General features: G+C 72.2%; 19 protein-coding genes. 8 read left to right on the top strand and 11 right to left on the bottom strand.

Annotated features, from left to right (window positions below; genetic code table 11):
- Positions 1-61: 61 nt before the first annotated feature.
- Positions 62-787, top strand: a complete 726-nt coding sequence (locus tag FHU30_RS01555; RefSeq protein ID WP_253870539.1) for a methyltransferase domain-containing protein — start codon at positions 62-64, stop codon at positions 785-787.
- Between the two features lie 13 nt (positions 788-800).
- On the opposite strand, the gene FHU30_RS01550 is transcribed toward FHU30_RS01555, so the two are convergent.
- Complete coding sequence (locus FHU30_RS01550) at positions 801-2,261, bottom strand: DHA2 family efflux MFS transporter permease subunit (protein ID WP_253870537.1); 1,461 nt, start codon at positions 2,259-2,261, stop codon at positions 801-803.
- Positions 2,262-2,380: 119 nt separating this feature from the next.
- On the opposite strand from FHU30_RS01550, the gene FHU30_RS01545 reads away from it, so the two are divergent.
- Positions 2,381-3,034, top strand: a complete 654-nt coding sequence (locus FHU30_RS01545; RefSeq protein WP_253870528.1) for a TetR/AcrR family transcriptional regulator — start codon at positions 2,381-2,383, stop codon at positions 3,032-3,034.
- On the opposite strand, the gene FHU30_RS01540 is transcribed toward FHU30_RS01545, so the two are convergent.
- On the bottom strand, positions 3,015-3,620 hold the full coding sequence (locus FHU30_RS01540; RefSeq protein ID WP_253870526.1) for a TetR/AcrR family transcriptional regulator: 606 nt from the start codon (positions 3,618-3,620) through the stop codon (positions 3,015-3,017). The genes FHU30_RS01545 and FHU30_RS01540 overlap by 20 nt on opposite strands.
- Before the next feature lie 80 nt (positions 3,621-3,700).
- Between FHU30_RS01540 and FHU30_RS01535 the strand changes: the two genes are divergently transcribed.
- The gene (locus FHU30_RS01535; protein ID WP_253870524.1) at positions 3,701-4,102 is read left to right on the top strand and encodes a nuclear transport factor 2 family protein; all 402 of its coding nucleotides are present in this window, start codon (positions 3,701-3,703) and stop codon (positions 4,100-4,102) included.
- A gap of 68 nt (positions 4,103-4,170) precedes the next feature.
- Here the strand turns inward: FHU30_RS01535 and FHU30_RS01530 are convergent, their stop codons facing one another.
- A complete protein-coding gene (locus tag FHU30_RS01530; protein ID WP_253870522.1) occupies positions 4,171-4,839 on the bottom strand; it encodes a TetR/AcrR family transcriptional regulator in 669 nt (222 codons plus the stop codon).
- Between the two features lie 158 nt (positions 4,840-4,997).
- On the opposite strand from FHU30_RS01530, the gene FHU30_RS01525 reads away from it, so the two are divergent.
- A complete protein-coding gene (locus FHU30_RS01525; protein WP_253870520.1) occupies positions 4,998-6,239 on the top strand; it encodes an oxygenase MpaB family protein in 1,242 nt (413 codons plus the stop codon).
- A gap of 100 nt (positions 6,240-6,339) precedes the next feature.
- On the opposite strand, the gene FHU30_RS01520 is transcribed toward FHU30_RS01525, so the two are convergent.
- The 3 genes from FHU30_RS01520 to FHU30_RS01510 all read right to left on the bottom strand — a co-directional run bounded on the left by FHU30_RS01520 (position 6,340) and on the right by FHU30_RS01510 (position 9,905).
- A complete protein-coding gene (locus tag FHU30_RS01520) occupies positions 6,340-7,839 on the bottom strand; it encodes an aldehyde dehydrogenase family protein (RefSeq protein WP_253870518.1) in 1,500 nt (499 codons plus the stop codon).
- A gap of 60 nt (positions 7,840-7,899) precedes the next feature.
- A complete protein-coding gene (locus FHU30_RS01515) occupies positions 7,900-9,222 on the bottom strand; it encodes a carotenoid oxygenase family protein (protein ID WP_253870516.1) in 1,323 nt (440 codons plus the stop codon).
- A gap of 98 nt (positions 9,223-9,320) precedes the next feature.
- The gene (locus FHU30_RS01510; protein WP_253870515.1) at positions 9,321-9,905 is read right to left on the bottom strand and encodes a hypothetical protein; all 585 of its coding nucleotides are present in this window, start codon (positions 9,903-9,905) and stop codon (positions 9,321-9,323) included.
- A 102-nt stretch (positions 9,906-10,007) separates the two neighbouring features.
- Between FHU30_RS01510 and FHU30_RS01505 the strand changes: the two genes are divergently transcribed.
- Entirely contained in the window at positions 10,008-10,544 is a 537-nt protein-coding gene (locus tag FHU30_RS01505; RefSeq protein WP_253870511.1) for a PadR family transcriptional regulator, read from the top strand.
- A gap of 93 nt (positions 10,545-10,637) precedes the next feature.
- Here the strand turns inward: FHU30_RS01505 and FHU30_RS01500 are convergent, their stop codons facing one another.
- Positions 10,638-11,459: an NAD(P)H-binding protein gene (locus tag FHU30_RS01500; RefSeq protein ID WP_253870509.1), complete on the bottom strand. Its 822-nt coding sequence runs from the start codon at positions 11,457-11,459 to the stop codon at positions 10,638-10,640.
- Positions 11,460-11,561: 102 nt separating this feature from the next.
- Here FHU30_RS01500 and FHU30_RS01495 point away from each other — a divergent pair, with 102 nt between their 5' ends.
- Positions 11,562-12,308, top strand: a complete 747-nt coding sequence (locus tag FHU30_RS01495; RefSeq protein WP_253870507.1) for a TetR family transcriptional regulator — start codon at positions 11,562-11,564, stop codon at positions 12,306-12,308.
- An 18-nt stretch (positions 12,309-12,326) separates the two neighbouring features.
- On the opposite strand, the gene FHU30_RS01490 is transcribed toward FHU30_RS01495, so the two are convergent.
- From FHU30_RS01490 to nucS, 4 genes are all read right to left on the bottom strand, one after another.
- Complete coding sequence (locus FHU30_RS01490) at positions 12,327-13,127, bottom strand: site-2 protease family protein (protein WP_253871855.1); 801 nt, start codon at positions 13,125-13,127, stop codon at positions 12,327-12,329.
- A 149-nt stretch (positions 13,128-13,276) separates the two neighbouring features.
- Positions 13,277-13,873: a TetR/AcrR family transcriptional regulator gene (locus FHU30_RS01485; protein ID WP_253870505.1), complete on the bottom strand. Its 597-nt coding sequence runs from the start codon at positions 13,871-13,873 to the stop codon at positions 13,277-13,279.
- 126 nt (positions 13,874-13,999) lie between these two features.
- Positions 14,000-14,398 (bottom strand): DUF3224 domain-containing protein, encoded by a 399-nt coding sequence (locus FHU30_RS01480; RefSeq protein WP_253870503.1) that lies wholly within the window; start codon positions 14,396-14,398, stop codon positions 14,000-14,002.
- Between the two features lie 14 nt (positions 14,399-14,412).
- The gene (gene nucS, locus FHU30_RS01475) at positions 14,413-15,093 is read right to left on the bottom strand and encodes an endonuclease NucS (RefSeq protein WP_253870477.1); all 681 of its coding nucleotides are present in this window, start codon (positions 15,091-15,093) and stop codon (positions 14,413-14,415) included.
- Between the two features lie 162 nt (positions 15,094-15,255).
- Here nucS and FHU30_RS01470 point away from each other — a divergent pair, with 162 nt between their 5' ends.
- Together FHU30_RS01470 and FHU30_RS01465 are read left to right on the top strand one after the other, a co-directional pair.
- Positions 15,256-15,435, top strand: coding sequence for a hypothetical protein (locus FHU30_RS01470; protein WP_253870475.1), 180 nt, complete (start codon positions 15,256-15,258; stop codon positions 15,433-15,435).
- Positions 15,436-15,525: 90 nt separating this feature from the next.
- Positions 15,526-15,912, top strand: a complete 387-nt coding sequence (locus FHU30_RS01465) for an SCO5389 family protein (RefSeq protein ID WP_253870473.1) — start codon at positions 15,526-15,528, stop codon at positions 15,910-15,912.
- Positions 15,913-15,916 lie beyond the last annotated feature (4 nt).

Genomic DNA, 15,916 nt, shown 5'->3' with positions numbered 1-15,916 from the left:
ACGCGGCGCGTATTATCCAAGGGGTCTGAGTCGGGTTCCGTGCCGTCCCAAGGAGGCAGAAATGACCGTCCCTTACCTGGACGGCGTGGCCGCGAGCGTGCCCGGCCGCACCTACAAGCAGCGCGCGGTCGACCTGCTCGATCTGGGGCCCGGCATGGACGCGGTGGACCTCGGCTGCGGTCCGGGCACCGACCTTGCCGCGCTGGCCGACGCCGTGGGCGCGGACGGCACGGTCGTCGGCATCGACCGGGACGACGCGATGCTCGCGACCGCCCGCGACCGGACGGCCGGCCGCCCCTGGGTCACGCTGCGCCACGGTGACCTGCACGAACTCCCGCTGGACGACGCCGGCGCCGATCGCGCGCACACCGACCGGGTGCTCCAGCACGTCGCGGACCCGGCGCGGGCGCTCGCCGAGATCCGCCGCGTGCTGCGTCCGGGCGGACGCGTCGTCCTCGCCGAGCCCGACTGGGACGCCCTCCTGGTGGACACCCCCGACCCCGCGGCCGGCCGCGGGCTCGCGCGGTTCGTGACGACCGAGGTCGTCCGGAACGCGACGATCGGACGGTCCCTCGCGCGCCTCTGTGCCGAGGCCGGGCTGGACGTCGTCACGGTCGAGGCGCACGCCGCGGTGTTCCGCGACGTCGAGACCGCGGAGCGGATCCTGGGCGTCCGGCGGAACTTCGCCCGAGCCGTCCGCGCCGGGTACGTGGACGCCGAGCCGGACCTTTCCGGCCCGTTCCTGGCGTCCGCGCTCATCTTCCTGACCGTCGCCGAACGTTCTTGACCGTTGCCGGATGTCAGATCGGCTGAGGCGCCTCCTGGTCTGATGCGGCGCCCGCGGGGGCGGGGGAGGGGGAGGGGCGTCCGGGGAGTAGGGCTGCGGCGGCGAGGGCGGCGGCCGCCAGCGCGGCGGTGAGCAGCCAGGCGCCTCCGTGCAGGCCCGGGACCGGCCCGGACGAGCGCTGCATGATCACGGCCATCGCGGCGATGCCGAGCGATCCGCCGAGCTGGTTGAGCATGTACAGGACGGTGCTGCCCTGCGCGACCTGCTCGGGAGGCAGCGTCCGGTAGAGCGCGCCCATCGCCGGAGCGGTCAGGAACCCGAGCGCGAGCCCGAGCACGAGGCCCGCCACCGCGGCGCCCGCCTCGGACGCCGCGCCGGAGCCGAGCCAGGCCAGCGGCAGGGCGGACGCGGTGGCGAGCAGCCCGCCGAGCCCGGACAGGACGCGCGAGCCGAGGCGGTCGGAGAGCCGTCCGGCGACCGGCATCGCCAGCGCGCTGCCGAGGCCGATCGGCGCGACCAGCAGCCCCGCCGCGAACGTGCCGTGCCCGTGCGCCTGCTGGTAGTAGAGCGGCAGCAGGAACAGCGACCCGAACGTCACGACGCCCGCCACGCTGAGGACGCCCACGCTCGTGCTGAAGGGCAGCCGCGCGAACATCCGCAGGTCGACCAGGGGCGCCGTGCGCCGCGCGGTCAGCGCCCGCACCGCGTACCCGCCGAGCAGGACGGCCCCGGCGGCGAACGGTATCCCGGCCTCGGCGGCGCCGCCGTTCGCCGCGATCCGCGACAGCCCGTAGAGCAGCGCGGCGAACCCCGGTCCGAGCAGCGCCAAGCCGAGCAGATCCGGCCGCCCCGAAACCGCCGGACGAGACGCGTCCGAAGAGGCTCCGGACGAGGTGGCGGGGGTGTCGTCCGGGACGATGCGGAGGGCCAGGGCGAAGGCGAGCACGCCGATCGGCAGGTTGATCAGGAACATCCAGCGCCAGCCGAGGCTGTCCAGGACGAGGCCGCCGACGACCGGGCCGAGCACCGGGCCGAACGACAGCACGACGCCCATCAGGCCCATCACGCGTCCGGCGCGCGCGGGTCCGGCGCCGCGCGCGAGCAGCACCAGCACGAGCGGGTCCAGGATGCCCGCGCCCACGCCCTGGAGGACCCGGAACGCCACCAGCTCGCCGAGGCCCGTGGCGAGCGCGCAGGCGAGCGAGGCGGCGGTGAACAGCACCAGGCCGGCGAGCCAGGGGCGGCGCGCGCCGAACCGTCCGGCCGCCCAGCCGGTCACCGGGACGGTCACGGTGAGCGCCAGCAGATAGGCCGTGGAGGTCCAGCCGGCGGCGCTGAGCGTGGTGCCGAACTCGCCGACGAGCCGGTGCGCCGCGGCCGACACCATCGTCGAGTCGAGGATGCCCATGATCCCGCCGAGCAGCACGACGGCGATCAGCCGCCGCAGGGCCGGATCGAACGATTCTGTATTCATCAGTCTCCTCAAGTAGACCAGTGAGTCCAACTTAGGAGTCCGGCAAGTATTGAACAATGTGGGCTGGATAACTAGACGCGCGAGTCCAAGTCGGCGCGGGCCCCGGTATGCTGCGCGGCATGACGGGCACGGCGAGCGCGCACGCGGGGACGGCCGCGCGCGGACGCATCGACAAGCGGCAGGCCATCCTGGACGCGGCGTTCGCGGTGTTCGCCCGCGAGGGCTACGCGCAGGCGGGCGTGGACGTCATCGCCGCGGAGGCGGGCGTCGCCAAGGCCACCGTCTACAACCACTTCGGCGACAAGGAGACGCTGCTGCGCGCCGCCTTCCTCGCCCGCACCGAGCGGGCCGTCGCCGCGAACCTGGACGCGCTGGAGGCGCTCGCCGACACCGGCGGCGACCTGCGCGAGCTGCTTGAGGGCGTCGCGGTCCGGCTGCTGGACTGCTACTGCGACGGCGACTCCTGGGCGCTGCGCCGCCTGCTGCTCGCCGAGCAGCACCAGTTCCCCGACCTGCTCGACATCTCCCAGACCAACGGCGCGGACCGCGTCATGCGCACCCTCGCCGACCGGCTGGCGCGGCTCGCCCTCGCGGGCCGCCTGGCCATGACCGATCCCGAGCTGGCCGCCGAGCAGTTCTCCGCCCTGCTCACGGCCCCGATCGCCAAGCGCACCCGCCAGGGCACCCGCGCCCTCACCCCGGACGAGGTGCGGACCGCCGCCCGCGAGGCCGTGGACACCTTCCTGCGCGCCTTCACCCCCGCTTCGGCGTAGGCCCGTCCCGGCGGGGTTCCAGGCCGTCCCGGACGAAGCGGAGCAGCCGCCGCGCGGTGCCGACGTCTCCGGCGGTCATGGCGCTCCCGCTGACCAGTGCCATCAGCTCCACGGTCGAGATGTCGGCGCGGAGCGTCCCGGCCCGGCGCGCCCGGGACGCCAGCAGGTCGGCGGTCTCGTTCAGGGTGGTGTGCCACTCGCGGAACAGGGCCGAGCGGCGCCCGTCCGGGGTCTCGGTGATCGCCAGGGCGAGGTCGCGCTTGGTCGCGACGTGGTCGACGAACTCGTCCAGCCAGAGGTACAGCGCCTCACCCGCCGGCACCGCCGACTCCGCGCCGGACGGGGACGCGGCCAGCTCCTCGCCGCGTCGCCGCAGCGCCTCGACTTCATCCGTGTAGACGGCGACGAGCAGGTCCTCGCGGGTCGGGAAGTTCCGGTACAGGGTCGCGTTGCCGACCCCGGCGTGCTTGGCGATCTCGTCCAGCGGCACGTCCGGGCCGCGCTCGGTGAGCAGCTCCCGGGCCGCCGCGAGCAGGCGTGCGGCGTTGCGCGCGGCGTCGGCGCGCGGCTGGCGGCGGGCGGGCATGGGCGAACCCCTTGTGGATCGGCGGCGTCCTCCGTAGCGTAGCGGTAAAAGTGGGGAGTTCCCCGGTTAAGGAGCGCGACATGCCACTGACAGCGGACGACCGCACGGCGATCACCGACCTGATCTCCATGCACGGCCATCTCTCCGACGACGGCGAGCTCGACCGCATGCGCGAGGTCTTCGCCGAGGACGTCGTCTACGACGTCTCCGACGCGGGTTTCGGCGTGCTGCACGGCGTCGCCGGGATGAAGGACGCCGCCGAACGGCTCGGCGACGGCAACCCGGTCGGCCACCACGTCACCAACGTCGTCCTGAAGGAGGCGGGCGAGGACGAGGTGCACGCGCGCTCGAAGGCCATCGCCATCCACGCCGACGGACGGGCGGGAAGCGCCGTCTACGAGGACGTCGTGCAGCGCGGCCCGCAAGGTTGGCGCATCACCCGGCGCACCATCACCCTGCGACGGAAGCCCCTCGGCGGCTAGGAGACCTCCGGCACGGGCCGCTAGGACGCCTCCAGCACGGGCCGCTGGGAAGCCTCCAGCATCGGCCGCTAGGAGGACTCCAGCATGGGGACGAGGAAGCGGCGTGCCAGTGCCGCCACCTGCTCCTCGTCGTCGAGGTCGACCAGCTCGCTCGGGATGGCCAGGAACGACGCCGAGATGCGGACCATCATCTCCGCGACCATGTCGGCGTCCAGGCAGGCGGGCACGTTGCCCGCCTCCCGCTCCTGCCGGAGCTGCCCCGCGACGAAGCGCCGGACGGTCGCGACGGTCTGCCCGCCGTCGTTGACCATCGACGGGACGAGCAGGTCCGGCTCGGTCTCCATCAGCCCGCCGATCAGGGGGTTGCGGCGGATCGCGCGCAGCGCGCTCACGAAGCCCAGCACCACCCGGTCGGCGGCGGTCTCCGCGTGCCGGATGTCGACCAGGAACTCGTCGAAGTAGCGCCGGAACTCCTGCCGGACGACCTGCTCGACCAACGCGTCCTTGGTGGCGAACCGGCGGTACACCGTGATCCGCGAGACGCCCGCGCGGCGCGCCACGTCCTCCATCGTGGAGCGCTGGATGCCCATCCGGCAGAACTGGTCGTAGGCGGCCCGCAGGATGCGCGCGCGGGTCTCGTCCACGTCGTCCACACCCTCGACCGCGTCGGTGAAGGCGCGTTCGAGCAGCGACTCCGGCCCCGGCGCCGTCCCGGGGAAGGGCCGTACGGGTTCCATGGGCTCCTCCCGGCTCGATTCTGCCCCACGGCTGCCGGATCTGGGCCTTGTGGGCGCCGACCGGCTGTGCTGTCATGTCCGGTGAGCGATGATACGCAGAAGCGTTCTGTGTTTCATCGTATCAATCCCACCGCTCGGGGGTCGAGGAGGAGCGCAGGATGGACAGACCCAGCAGGCGGAACGTGCTGGTCACGGGCGGGGCGCTGGGCGCGGTGGGCGCGCTCGGCGTCGCCGTCCCGGCGAAGGCGAGCCCGCTGTGGACGTGGTCGCCGAAGGGCTCGGTGGCCGGAAGCGGGGCCGGTGACGACCCCCGGTGGGTGTGGGACGAGGAGGCCGACACCCTCGTCGCGTCCCTGCTCGACCGGGGCGACGTCCCCAAGGTCAACGACCTGCTGCGGACCTGGACCAAGAACGGCCAGCCCCTCCCGGACGGCCTCCCCGCCGACCTGCGCGCGTTCATGGAGAAGGCGCGGCAGCTGCCGTCCTGGGCCGACCAGGGCAAGCTCGCCACGGCGGTGAACTTCAACGAGAAGCGCGGCCTCTACCTCGGCGTCACCTACGGCTTCGCCAGCGGCATGATGAGCACGGTGATCCCGCACGAGGCGCGCGCGGTGTACTACTCCAAGGGCGGCGCCGACATGCGCGACCGCATCACCAAGACCGCGAAGCTCGGCTACGACATCGGGACGTCCAACGCCTACAAGCCCGACGGCGAGATGATCGTCACCTGCGTCAAGACGCGGCTCGCGCACGCGGGCGTCCGGCACCTGCTGCCGAAGTCGCCGTACTGGACGAAGGTCGCGGACGAGAAGGTCCCGATCAGCCAGCGCGACATGATGGTCACCTGGCACAGCCTCCCGACGACCGTGATGCGCGAGCTGGTCAAGTGGAAGGTGCCGATCGCGCCCGCCGAGTCCGCGGCGTTCCTGCACTCCTGGCAGGTCGCGGCGCACATGCTCGGCATCAAGGACGAGTACATCCCGTCCTCGTGGGACGAGGCGAACGCGCAGGCCGAGCAGGTCCTCACCCCCGTCCTGGCGCCGACGCCCGAGGGTGTGAAGCTCGCCGACATCCTGCTCAACCTCGGCTCGTCGCTCGACGGCGGGCTGCTCACCAAGCCGGTCCTCGGGTCCCTGACCCGCTACGTGCTCGGCGACCAGATCGCCGGCTGGCTGAACATCCCCAAGGACCCGTTCTGGGACCCGGTGTTCCAGATCGCCTGGGAGCCGTTCATCCAGGTCCGCGAGGGGCTCCTCTCGATGGAGCACGCGCCCGGCGTCCTGCAGAAGGCGTACTGGGCCTTCGACGAGATGCTCCGGCTGGGCGCCCTGCTGTACCTCTCCTCCGGCAAGCTCCCGATCAGCATCCAGATCCCGACCACCAACAACCCCAACTACTGACCGGAACGCGAAGGCCCGGCTCGCAGAACGCAACGACCTTGGCCCGCGGAACGCAGAAGACCCCGGCCCGCGAGTGCGGGCCGGGGTCTTCTGCGTGCGGTCAGCGCTTGTAGCGCTTGCCGTGGAGCATGGTGACGAGCTGGATGACCTGCGCCATCTGCTTCTCGGTGCGGTCGAAGGACGTGAGGTTCATCGGCAGGGCGAAGCGCTGCCGGGTGATGGCCTTCGGGCGGGCGAACTCGCGCAGGCCGTCCGCGCCGTGGATGCGGCCGAAGCCGGACTCGCCGACACCGCCGAACGGCAGCGCCGCGACCAGCGCGAACGCGGCGAAGGAGTTCACCGACGTCATGCCGGAGCGCATCCGGCGCGCGGCCTCCATGGCGCGGCCCTTGTTCTTGGAGAAGATCGAGCCGGCCAGGCCGTAGCCGGTGGCGTTGGCCTTCTCGACCGCCTCGTCCAGGTCGCGGACGCGGTGCACGGTGATCGTCGGGCCGAAGGTCTCCTCGCAGACCGCGGCCGAGTCGTCCGGGACGTCGGTCAGCACGACCGGCTCGACGTACGGCTTGCGGACGGACTCGGGCCCGCCGACGACCGCCTTGCCGCCCTTGTCCAGCGCGTCCTTGATGTGCCGCTCGATGATGTCGAGCTGGGACGGCATGGTGATCGGGCCGTAGGCGGCCTCGCGGTCGAAGCCCGGGCGGAGCGTGGCGGCGCGCTCGGTGAGCTTGCCGAGGAACGCGTCGTACGCCTCGTCCACGACGTAGACGCGCTCGACGCCGATGCAGGTCTGGCCCGCGTTGGCCATCGCGCCCCACAGCGCGGAGTCGGCGGCGGCCTCCAGGTCGGCGTCGGCGTCGACGATGCAGGCGTCCTTGCCGCCGCACTCGGCGACGATCGGGGTGAGGTTCCCGGCGCACGCGGCCATGACCTTCTTGGCCGTCCGGCCGGACCCGGTGAACGCGATCTTGTTGACACCGGGGGAGGACGCGAGCGCCGCGCCGGTCTCGCCGAGGCCGGTGACGACCTGGAAGACCGGGCGCTCGGGGATCACGTTGGCGAACAGCTCGGCGAGCAGCACCCCGACGCCGGGGGTGAACTCGGACGGCTTGAACACCACGGCGTTCCCGGCGGCGAGCGCGTAGGCGATCGAGCCCATCGGGGTGAAGATCGGGTAGTTCCACGGGCCGATGACGCCGACCACGCCGAGCGGCTGGTACTCCAGGACGGCCTTCTGGTTCAGCGACATCACGCCGGGGAACACCGTGCGCGGGCCGAGCACCTTGGCGGCGTGCCGGGCGGCCCAGTCCAGGTGCGAGATCGCCATGATCGTTTCGAGCTGGGCGTCCTGCAGGGTCTTGCCGGTCTCCTGGTGGATGAGCTCGGCCATCCGGTTCAGGTTGCGGGTGAGCGCGCCCTTGGCGTTCAGCAGCCGGACGCGCCGCTCCTTCCAGCCGAGCCCGCCCCACCAGTCGGCGGCGTCGCGGGCCTTGGCGACCGCCTCGGCGACGGCCGCGGCGTCCTGCACGGGGTGTTCGGCGACCACCTCACCGGTGGCCGGGTTCAGCGACGGGAACGTGCTGCTTTCCGTGGCGACGGTCATCGGGGCCTCCGGGCTGCTCAACCGTGTAAGTGACCACTTGCCTGCGTACCGGCTAGTAAATCACCTTACGACGCCGTCCGGGATCCAGCTCCCGTGGAACCCCACCGGGACGCGCCGGGGCAGGATCACCCGCGCGGTCTCGGACAGGTCGCCGGCCGCCAGCACGACCAGCGCGGCCCCGTCCAGGTGGGTCTCGATCGTCAGCAGCCACCCGTCGTCCTCGTCCCGGCGGCCTTCCGCGGGGACGAAAACCGCCTCGCCCACGTGGCCGTCCATCTGGTGGGACGTAGCGGAACCGGTCAGCAGGTCGTGCTTCACCACGGCCGCCTTGGTGACGGTGTAGAGGTAGCGGTTCGCGCGGCCTACGCGGTCGTCGTCCAGGGTGGGGAACTCCACAGCCAGGTCGTCCAGCTTCTCCTCGTGCACGCGCCCGGTGGCGAGGTCGAACGTCCAGCGGTGCAGGTAAGGCGCAACGGACGCTTCCGAAGGAGCCTTGGCGGCGGACGGCGCGCCTCCGATATCCGACCACAAGGACGCGATTTCGGCCTCGTCATAGCGGACGCCGGTCAGGACGACGCGTCCCTGGTCGTCCTCGTGGGCGTTGCCGACGTGGAAGACGTAGCAGGGGTCGACGTCGAACCAGCGCACGGCGCGCGTCGCGCCTTCGCGCGGCATGACGCCGATGCGCGCGCCGTAGGAGCCGTCCCAGCGGTAGGGCATGCCGCGGCCGAGCAGGTCCATGTCGAACACCATCGGCAGGTCGAGCCAGACCACGTACCGGTCGGTGATCGCGAAGTCGTGCATCATCGTCGGCCCCGCGACCGCGACCTCGCGGCTCTCCAGGTGCCGCCCGTCCGCCGAGAGTCGGTGGTAGGTCAGGTAGGGCGGGACGGCGCCATAGCCGAAGAACAGCAGGTCACCCGTGTGCGGGTCGCGTTTCGGATGGGCCGTCATGGCGGTGGTGAGCCGTCCGCCGAAGTCGCAGGGGCCGACCGTGTCCAGATCGGGCGTCAGCGCGTGCGGCAGGCCGTTCTCGACCAGCGCGTAGACGGTCCCGTCGTGCGCGATCACGTGCGTGTTGGCGGCGACGGCGGTGAGGTCGAGCGAGAGGTCGTCGCGGAGGTAGCGGGCGCCCTCGGTGAACCGGCTCGTCCGGACCCAGCGGTTGCGGTACCACTCGGCGCGGCCGTCCCGCAGCCGGATCCCGTGCACCATGCCGTGCCCGGTGAACCAGTGCGCGCTCGGCTCGCCCGGCTTCGGGTTCGGGCCGTTGCGCAGGTAGCGGCCGGTGAGCTCGGCGGGCAGGACGCCCTTGACGGGGAGGTCGTGGGCGGTCGTCTCGTCCGGGACGGGGGCGCGGTGGCCGTCGAGCCAGCTCTCCATGGCGTGCTCCTCCTGGTCGCGTGGGTGGTGTCCGGGGGGGGCTGTGTGCAGTGTCCGGGGGGGCTGCGTGTGGTGTCCGGGAGGGGCTGTGTGCGGTATCAGGCGGCGGCCCGCTCGATGTTGTGCTGCGCGAAGTACCGCTTGCGCGCCACCTCGGGGTACCAGCGGGTGAACCAGGCCGGGGCGGCGAAGCAGGCGACCTTGACGGCGACCAGCAGGCCGGTCTGGTGCGGCGCGAAGTGCTGGACGAGGCCAAGGCAGGTGGCCGAGACGGTGAACGCGGCGGCCCAGGCCGACGTCAGGACGACGGCGATGCGGTGGAACAGCGCGGTCGCGGCGATCTCCGCGGACACCTGGCGGCGCGCGATGCCCTCGGTGAACGGGACCCCGGCGGCGATCGTGCCCCACGCGGTCAGCGCGAGCCAGCCGATCGACAGCGAGGCGCCGTAGTGGACGGCCGCCGCGTGCGGCGCCATGAAGACCAGGACGGTGAAGGCGGCGAGGAAGACCGCGGTGGAGATCTCCAGGAGCAGGCCGTCCCAGCGGAGCCCGCGCCGCACGTCCGCGGCCAGCAGCGCGAGCGCCGCCGCGAGGCCGGCGGCCGCTCCGGCCTGCGGGTTCGAGCCGCTGACGACGGCCAGGATGATCCAGGGCAGGAACGTCAGTCCGTAGTACTTCAGCATCGCGGGTTCGCCTTCCGGCTCGGGGGGATGTGTCTGTGGTGACAGGTCGAAAGTAGACCTTCCACTTCTGACATGTCAACTCCGACGTGTATGCTCAGGAATATGAGCCTTCGACACGCCGCGCTGGGGTTGCTCGTCGAGATGGACGGCGCCAGCGGATACGACCTGCTCAAGATGTTCGAGATCACGATGGGCAACGTCTGGCAGGCGACGCAGAGCCAGCTCTACGGCGAGCTGAACAAGCTCACCGCGGACGGGTTCATCGAGGTCGCGAGCGAGGGCCCGCGCGGCCGCAAGGAGTACCGCGCGACGGACGCGGGCCGCGCCGAGCTGCGGCGCTGGCTGCTGGACGTCCCGCCCAAGTTCGTCCGGCGGGACGAGGTGCTGCTGCGGCTGTTCTTCCTCGGCCAGGTCTCGCCGGACGAGGGCGCCGCGTTCGTCCGCGAGCAGTCCGCCGCGCTGGAGAAGCGGCTCGCGGACCTGGGCGAGCTGGAAGGCGCCATCGACTGGGGCGACGAGAACCTGTCGTTCTACGGCCGCCTCGCGATGGAGTACGGCAAGCGCTTCATGGCCATGCGGCGCGACTGGTACGAGTGGGTCCTCGAAGAGCTGGCCAAGCGCGACCCCAAGGACGGCTGAGGCCCCAGGAACGGCTGAGGCCCCAGGAACGGCTGAGGCCGGCTCCCGAGAACGGGAACCGGCCAGAGAACCTGCCGAGGCTGGGCTTAGGGCTTAGGCGAAGAGGTCGGCGTTGTCGGCGGCCCACTCGGCGAAGGTGCGCGCGGGGCGCCCGGTGATGCGCTCGACGTCGGGGAAGACCGGGGCGGTGCGGCCGACGGCCCCGGCCCACAGGTCGAGGAGCGTGTCGGCGATCGCGGGCGGCATGTGCGGGTTCTGGAGCATGTCGGCGCGCGCCTCCTCGGGCGTCTGCTCCTCGTAGCGCACGTCCTTGCCGATGGCCTCGCCGATGATGCGGGCCTGGTCGGCGAACGTCAGCGACTCGGGGCCGGTCAGCAGCGGGCGCTCGCCGACCAGGTCGTCCCTGGTCAGCGCGAGGGCGCAGACGGCCGCGATGTCGCGCTCGTGGATCGGCGACATCTCGGCCTGCGCGTACGGGCCGCGCACGACGCCGGTCTCGCGGATCTGCCCGGCCCACGAGAGCACGTTGGTCGCGAACGCGCCGGGCCGCGGGAACGACCACTCCAGCCCGGACGCCTCGATCTCCTGCTCCTTGACCAGGTGGTGCCGCCCGATCGAGTTGCCCTCGTCGGGGTCCGCGGCGGCCAGGGACGACAGCATCACGACGCGCCGGACGCCGTGCTCGCGGCAACGGTCGAGCAGGTCGCCGAACCCGGTGTAGAAGACGGCCGGGTTGACGAACACCGCGGAGACGCCGTCCAGGGGGAGGTCGGCGGTCGCGGCGACCTCGACCCCGGCGGGCAGCCGGGCCGAGGCGGGATCGCGGGTGAGCGCGCGGACCTTGTGGCCCGCGGTGGCCAGCTCGGCGACGAGGTGGCGGCCGACGTTGCCGGTGGCTCCGGTGATCAGGAACATGCGGATTCTCTTCTCGCTCGTTGGGTGCGCCCTCATCTTCAACCGAACGGATGAACTTGTCAACCAACCGGATGGATGAAGGTTCCGGGTACCATGGCCGCCATGACGGACGGCGAGAACGCCCAGGCGAGCGAGCAGGTCGGCGCGCGGGACCGCGCGCCCGCCGGCGAGCAGGGCGGCGCGGAGGAAGGCGCGCCTGCCAACGGGCAGGGCGGCGCGCGGGGCGGTGGGCAGCGGGGTCGGCGGCGGGCGCCGCGGGCGGGGGAGCGCAAGCTCGACGCCGAGCGCTCCAAGCGGCTCCTGCTGGACGCGGCGCTCGACGAGTTCGCCGCCAAGGGCTACGCGGGCGCGCGCGTCCAGGACATCGCCGACCGCGCCGGGCTGAACAAGCAGCTGATCAGCTACTACTTCGGCGGCAAGGCCGGGCTCTACGCGGCGATCGGGGAGGCGTGGCGCGAGCGGGAGGCCGAGTTCGCCACCCCGGACGTCCCGCTGCCCGAGCTGGCCGTCCGGTACCTGGAGCGGGCGTTCGAGGAGCCGCGCGCCACCCGCATCAACTGCTGGGTCGGCCTGTCCGGCGACTACGCCGAGATGCCGGACGAGCGCGAGGACATGTCCGACCTCGTCCGCCGCAAGGCCGAGGGTGAGATCGCCGAGGACCTCGAACCCGAGGCGGTGATGCTGCTGCTGATGGCCGCGGTGTCGCTCCCGGCCACGCTGCCGCACGTTGTCCGGTACGTGTACGGGCTGGACGCGGACTCACCCGAGTTCCGCGCCCGCTACGCCGCCCAGCTGCGCCGCATCGTCAGCCATCTGGCCGCCGACCGCGCCGGGAAGGACGCCGGCTAGAAGTTCAGAGGACGCCGGTTAGAAGTTCAGCGTCTTCCAGAACTGGAACACCGCGTGCCCGATCTGGATGATCGGCTCGTCCAGGCCGAAGGTGTTGGTGATGTGCGTGACCAGCGAGAAGAACGCCCGGTTGATCGGCCCGACCCACAGCAGCGCGATGACCAGCAGGAACATGTAGCCGCCGTAGGCGCTCACCTGGTTCACCCAGCGCGGCGGCAGCCACGGCTCGACGATGCCGAAGCCGTCCAGCCCGGGGATCGGCAGCAGGTTCAGCAGTGCCGCGGTGACCTGGAGGAACGCCAGGAACGCGACCCCCGACCAGAAGATGCCGTGCTCGCCGTGCGCGAAGTTCCGGTACAGCACGGCCAGCATGATCGCGAGCAGCACGTTGCTCAGCGGCCCGGCCGCCGAGACCAGGCTGTGCCGCCACTTCCCGTGGATGAGCGACCGGTCGATCCACACCGCGCCGCCGGGCAGCCCGATCCCGCCGAGCAGGATGAACAGCACCGGGATCGCGAAGCTCAGGATCGGGTCGGTGTACTTGGCCGGGTTCAGCGTCAGGTAGCCGCGCGTCGCGACGCTGTGGTCGCCCGCCCGGTAGGCCAGGTAGGCGTGCCCGAACTCGTGCAGGCACAGCGAGAGCACCCAGCCCGCGATCACGAACCCGAACACCGCGAGGCGGGCGGGCCGCGGCACGTGCAGCCCCGACACGGTCATCGTGATCGAGCCGTACCGCCACGCCAGCAGCCCGCACAGCACGGTGGCCGCGCAGATCACCAGGAACACCGGGCTCGGCCGTACCGCGCCCCGGCCCCGCATGTGGTGCACCGAGCCCATTCCCTCGCCGTCCTCCCCCCAGGCCGTCCCCGGACGGCTCCGACGCTATCGCGTCCGGCGTATGCCCCGCGTCAGGGCCGCTGCCGCCCCCCTGCCGCCGCTCGACCGCCGCTCCGCCGCTCGACCGCCGCTCAGGACGCGGCGATAGCGGGGACGGCGAAGGTGTGCAGGAACGCGCGGGTCGCGTCCTCGCCGCGGTCCCGGTCCATCACGATCAGGGACGTGATCAGCCGGAACAGGAACTCGACCGCGCCCTCGACGTCGATCTCCGCGCGGACGAGCCGCTCCCGCTGCGCCGCCTCGAAGTACGGCCGGACGTAGTCGGCGCACAGCGCGAGCACCTGCTCCGCCGCGCCCGCGACGGCCGCCTGCATGTGCCCGGCCGCCTCCGGCACCAGCAGCCGCGCGATCGTCGGCTCCGCCCGGACGAACGCGACCGCCGACAGCGTGCCCTCGACGATCGCGTCCGGCACCGAGCGCTCGGCGGCGAGGCGCTCGGCCAGGACGTCCAGGAACCGGCGCAGGCTGCGCAGCACCACGGCGAGGATCAGCTCGTCCCGGCCGCCGGTCACCGCCCGGTACACCGTCGCGCGGGACAGCCCGGCCGCGGCCGCGATGTCCTCCACCGTGGTCTTGGCGACGCCGAACCGGCGGAAGCACTCCTCGGCGGCGTCGATGATCCGCTCGCGCGCGCGTTCGGCCGCGGCCGCCGGACTCCCAGGGGGCATGCCCGAAGCGTACGGCCTCGGCCCGGCGGTCGGTCGGGCGAGCGGTCGCGGTTGAGCGAGCGGTCGCGGTCAGCTGAGCGGTCGCCGGTCGGTCGAGCTGTCGCGGTCGGTCGAGCGGTCGCCGGGTCAGTCGAGCGAGTAGTCCAGCTCCCAGGTGTGCGAGCCGTCCGGGAGGGCGGTGATGCGGCCCTCGCCGCGGATGCCCTTCAGCTCCCCGGTGCCGGACGTCGGGACGACCAGCCAGCGCAGCCACTGCGTCCCGTCGTCACTGCCCGCGCTGTGCTGCAGGACGAACGAGCCCTCCCGGCCGTGCAGGATGCCCTCCACCGTCTCCACGCCCACGTACGCCGCGGGCCCGGCCTCGGTCTCCACCGTGATCAGGTCGGTGACGCTCGTCCCGACCAGGTCGCCGTGGAAGGTCTTGCGCACCCGGACCTTGGTCAGCTTCCGGGCGCCCCGCTCGTCGAAGGGCTTCTCGTCGTCCCAGGCGTCGATCTCGAAGGTGCCGTCGGCGTGAGCGTTCATGAGCACATGATGGCTCAGAACAACGTGCCCTCGTGCTCGATGCCGCGCAGCGCGTCGTAGTCGAGCGTCACGCAGTCGATCCCGCGGTCGGCGGCGAGCACCCGCGCCTGCGGCTTGATCTCCTGCGCCGCGAACACCCCGCGCACCGGCGCGAGCAGCGGGTCCCGGTTCAGCAGCTCCAGGTACCGGGTGAGCTGCTCCACCCCGTCGATCTCGCCGCGCCGCTTGATCTCCACCGCGACCGTCGCGCCGCCCGCGTCCCGGCACAGGATGTCCACCGGGCCGATCGCGGTCGGGTACTCGCGCCGGACGAGCGAGTAGCCGTCCCCGAGCGTGGAGATGTGCTCGGCGAGCAGCTCCTGGAGGTGCGCCTCGACGCCGTCCTTGACCAGGCCGGGGTCGGGGCCCAGCTCGTGCCCGTGGTCGAGCAGCACCTCCTCGATCGTGAGGATCAGCCGCTCGCCGGACTTGCTGTGGGTGACCGTCCAGCGCGCCACGGCCCCGTTCTCCTCGTGCGCCTCCTCGCGGAGCGTGCAGGGCGGGTTCATCCAGTTCAGCGGCTTGTAGGCGCGGTCGTCGGCGTGGATGGACACGCTTCCGTCGGCCTTGACCATGATCAGCCGGACGGCGGAGGGCAGGTGGGCGGTGAGCTTGCCGGCGTAGTCGACGCTGCACCGGGCGATAACGAGACGCACGTCCGCCGAGCTTAGTGACCCGCCGCCGTCCCCGCGCCCGAACCGTCCGGCTAAGGCGTCCGGGGGAGGGACTTAGGGCGTTGTTCCGATGCCCTGCCAGGGGGCTTAGGGCGAGTCTCTTGGTTGTCGGGCCAGGCGGTCCGGCGCTGGAGGAGGGTTCGGATGTTCCACAACGACATCATGTACGCCGTGATGCGGGAGCGGGCTCGGGAGATGCGCGAGTTCGCGGCGGCGGAGCGGACGGCGGCCGAGGCCAGGCGGATCCGGGAGCGGAAGCAGGCCGAGCCGGTGACGGCCGCGCCGTGGCGGCCCCGGCGGCGGCACACCGCCCGCGCGTGCTGACCCGCGCCTGTCAAGGCTGGAAATCGGGAGGAGTCGGATCTAGCGTCGCGGGTGGGTGCTCACCACTCCGGGTGAAAGGACCATCCCGCGATGTCTCTCGACGTGTCTCCCGAACTGCTCAGGACGGCGAACGACGGCGACGTGGACGACGCCGCGTTCGTCGAGTGCATCAGGACGTCCCTGCCGTACGCCTGGGACATGATCAGCGGCCTGGTGGCCAGGCTCCAGGTGGACGGCGGGGAGTTCGCCGACAACCTCACCCCGCCGCCGGACGAGAAGGCCCGGGGGCAGCTGCTCCGGGTGCTCGCCAGCGACGCCATGCGCGGCTCGCTGGAACGCCATTTCGGGGTCCGGCTCGCGTTCCAGAACTGCCACCGCGTAGCGGTGTTCCCGGACGGGGACTCCGCGGCCTACCGGCGGTTCGTGACACCGCGCGAGCAGATCCTGAACCAGTCGCCGGAGCTGCGCGACTGCTGATCAG

It is taken from the genome of Actinomadura rupiterrae, from assembly GCF_024172125.1.
Lineage (GTDB): Bacteria > Actinomycetota > Actinomycetes > Streptosporangiales > Streptosporangiaceae > Spirillospora > Spirillospora rupiterrae.
The sequence above is the reverse complement of the archived record's forward strand: the minus strand, read 5'-3'. Positions and strand labels throughout refer to the sequence as shown.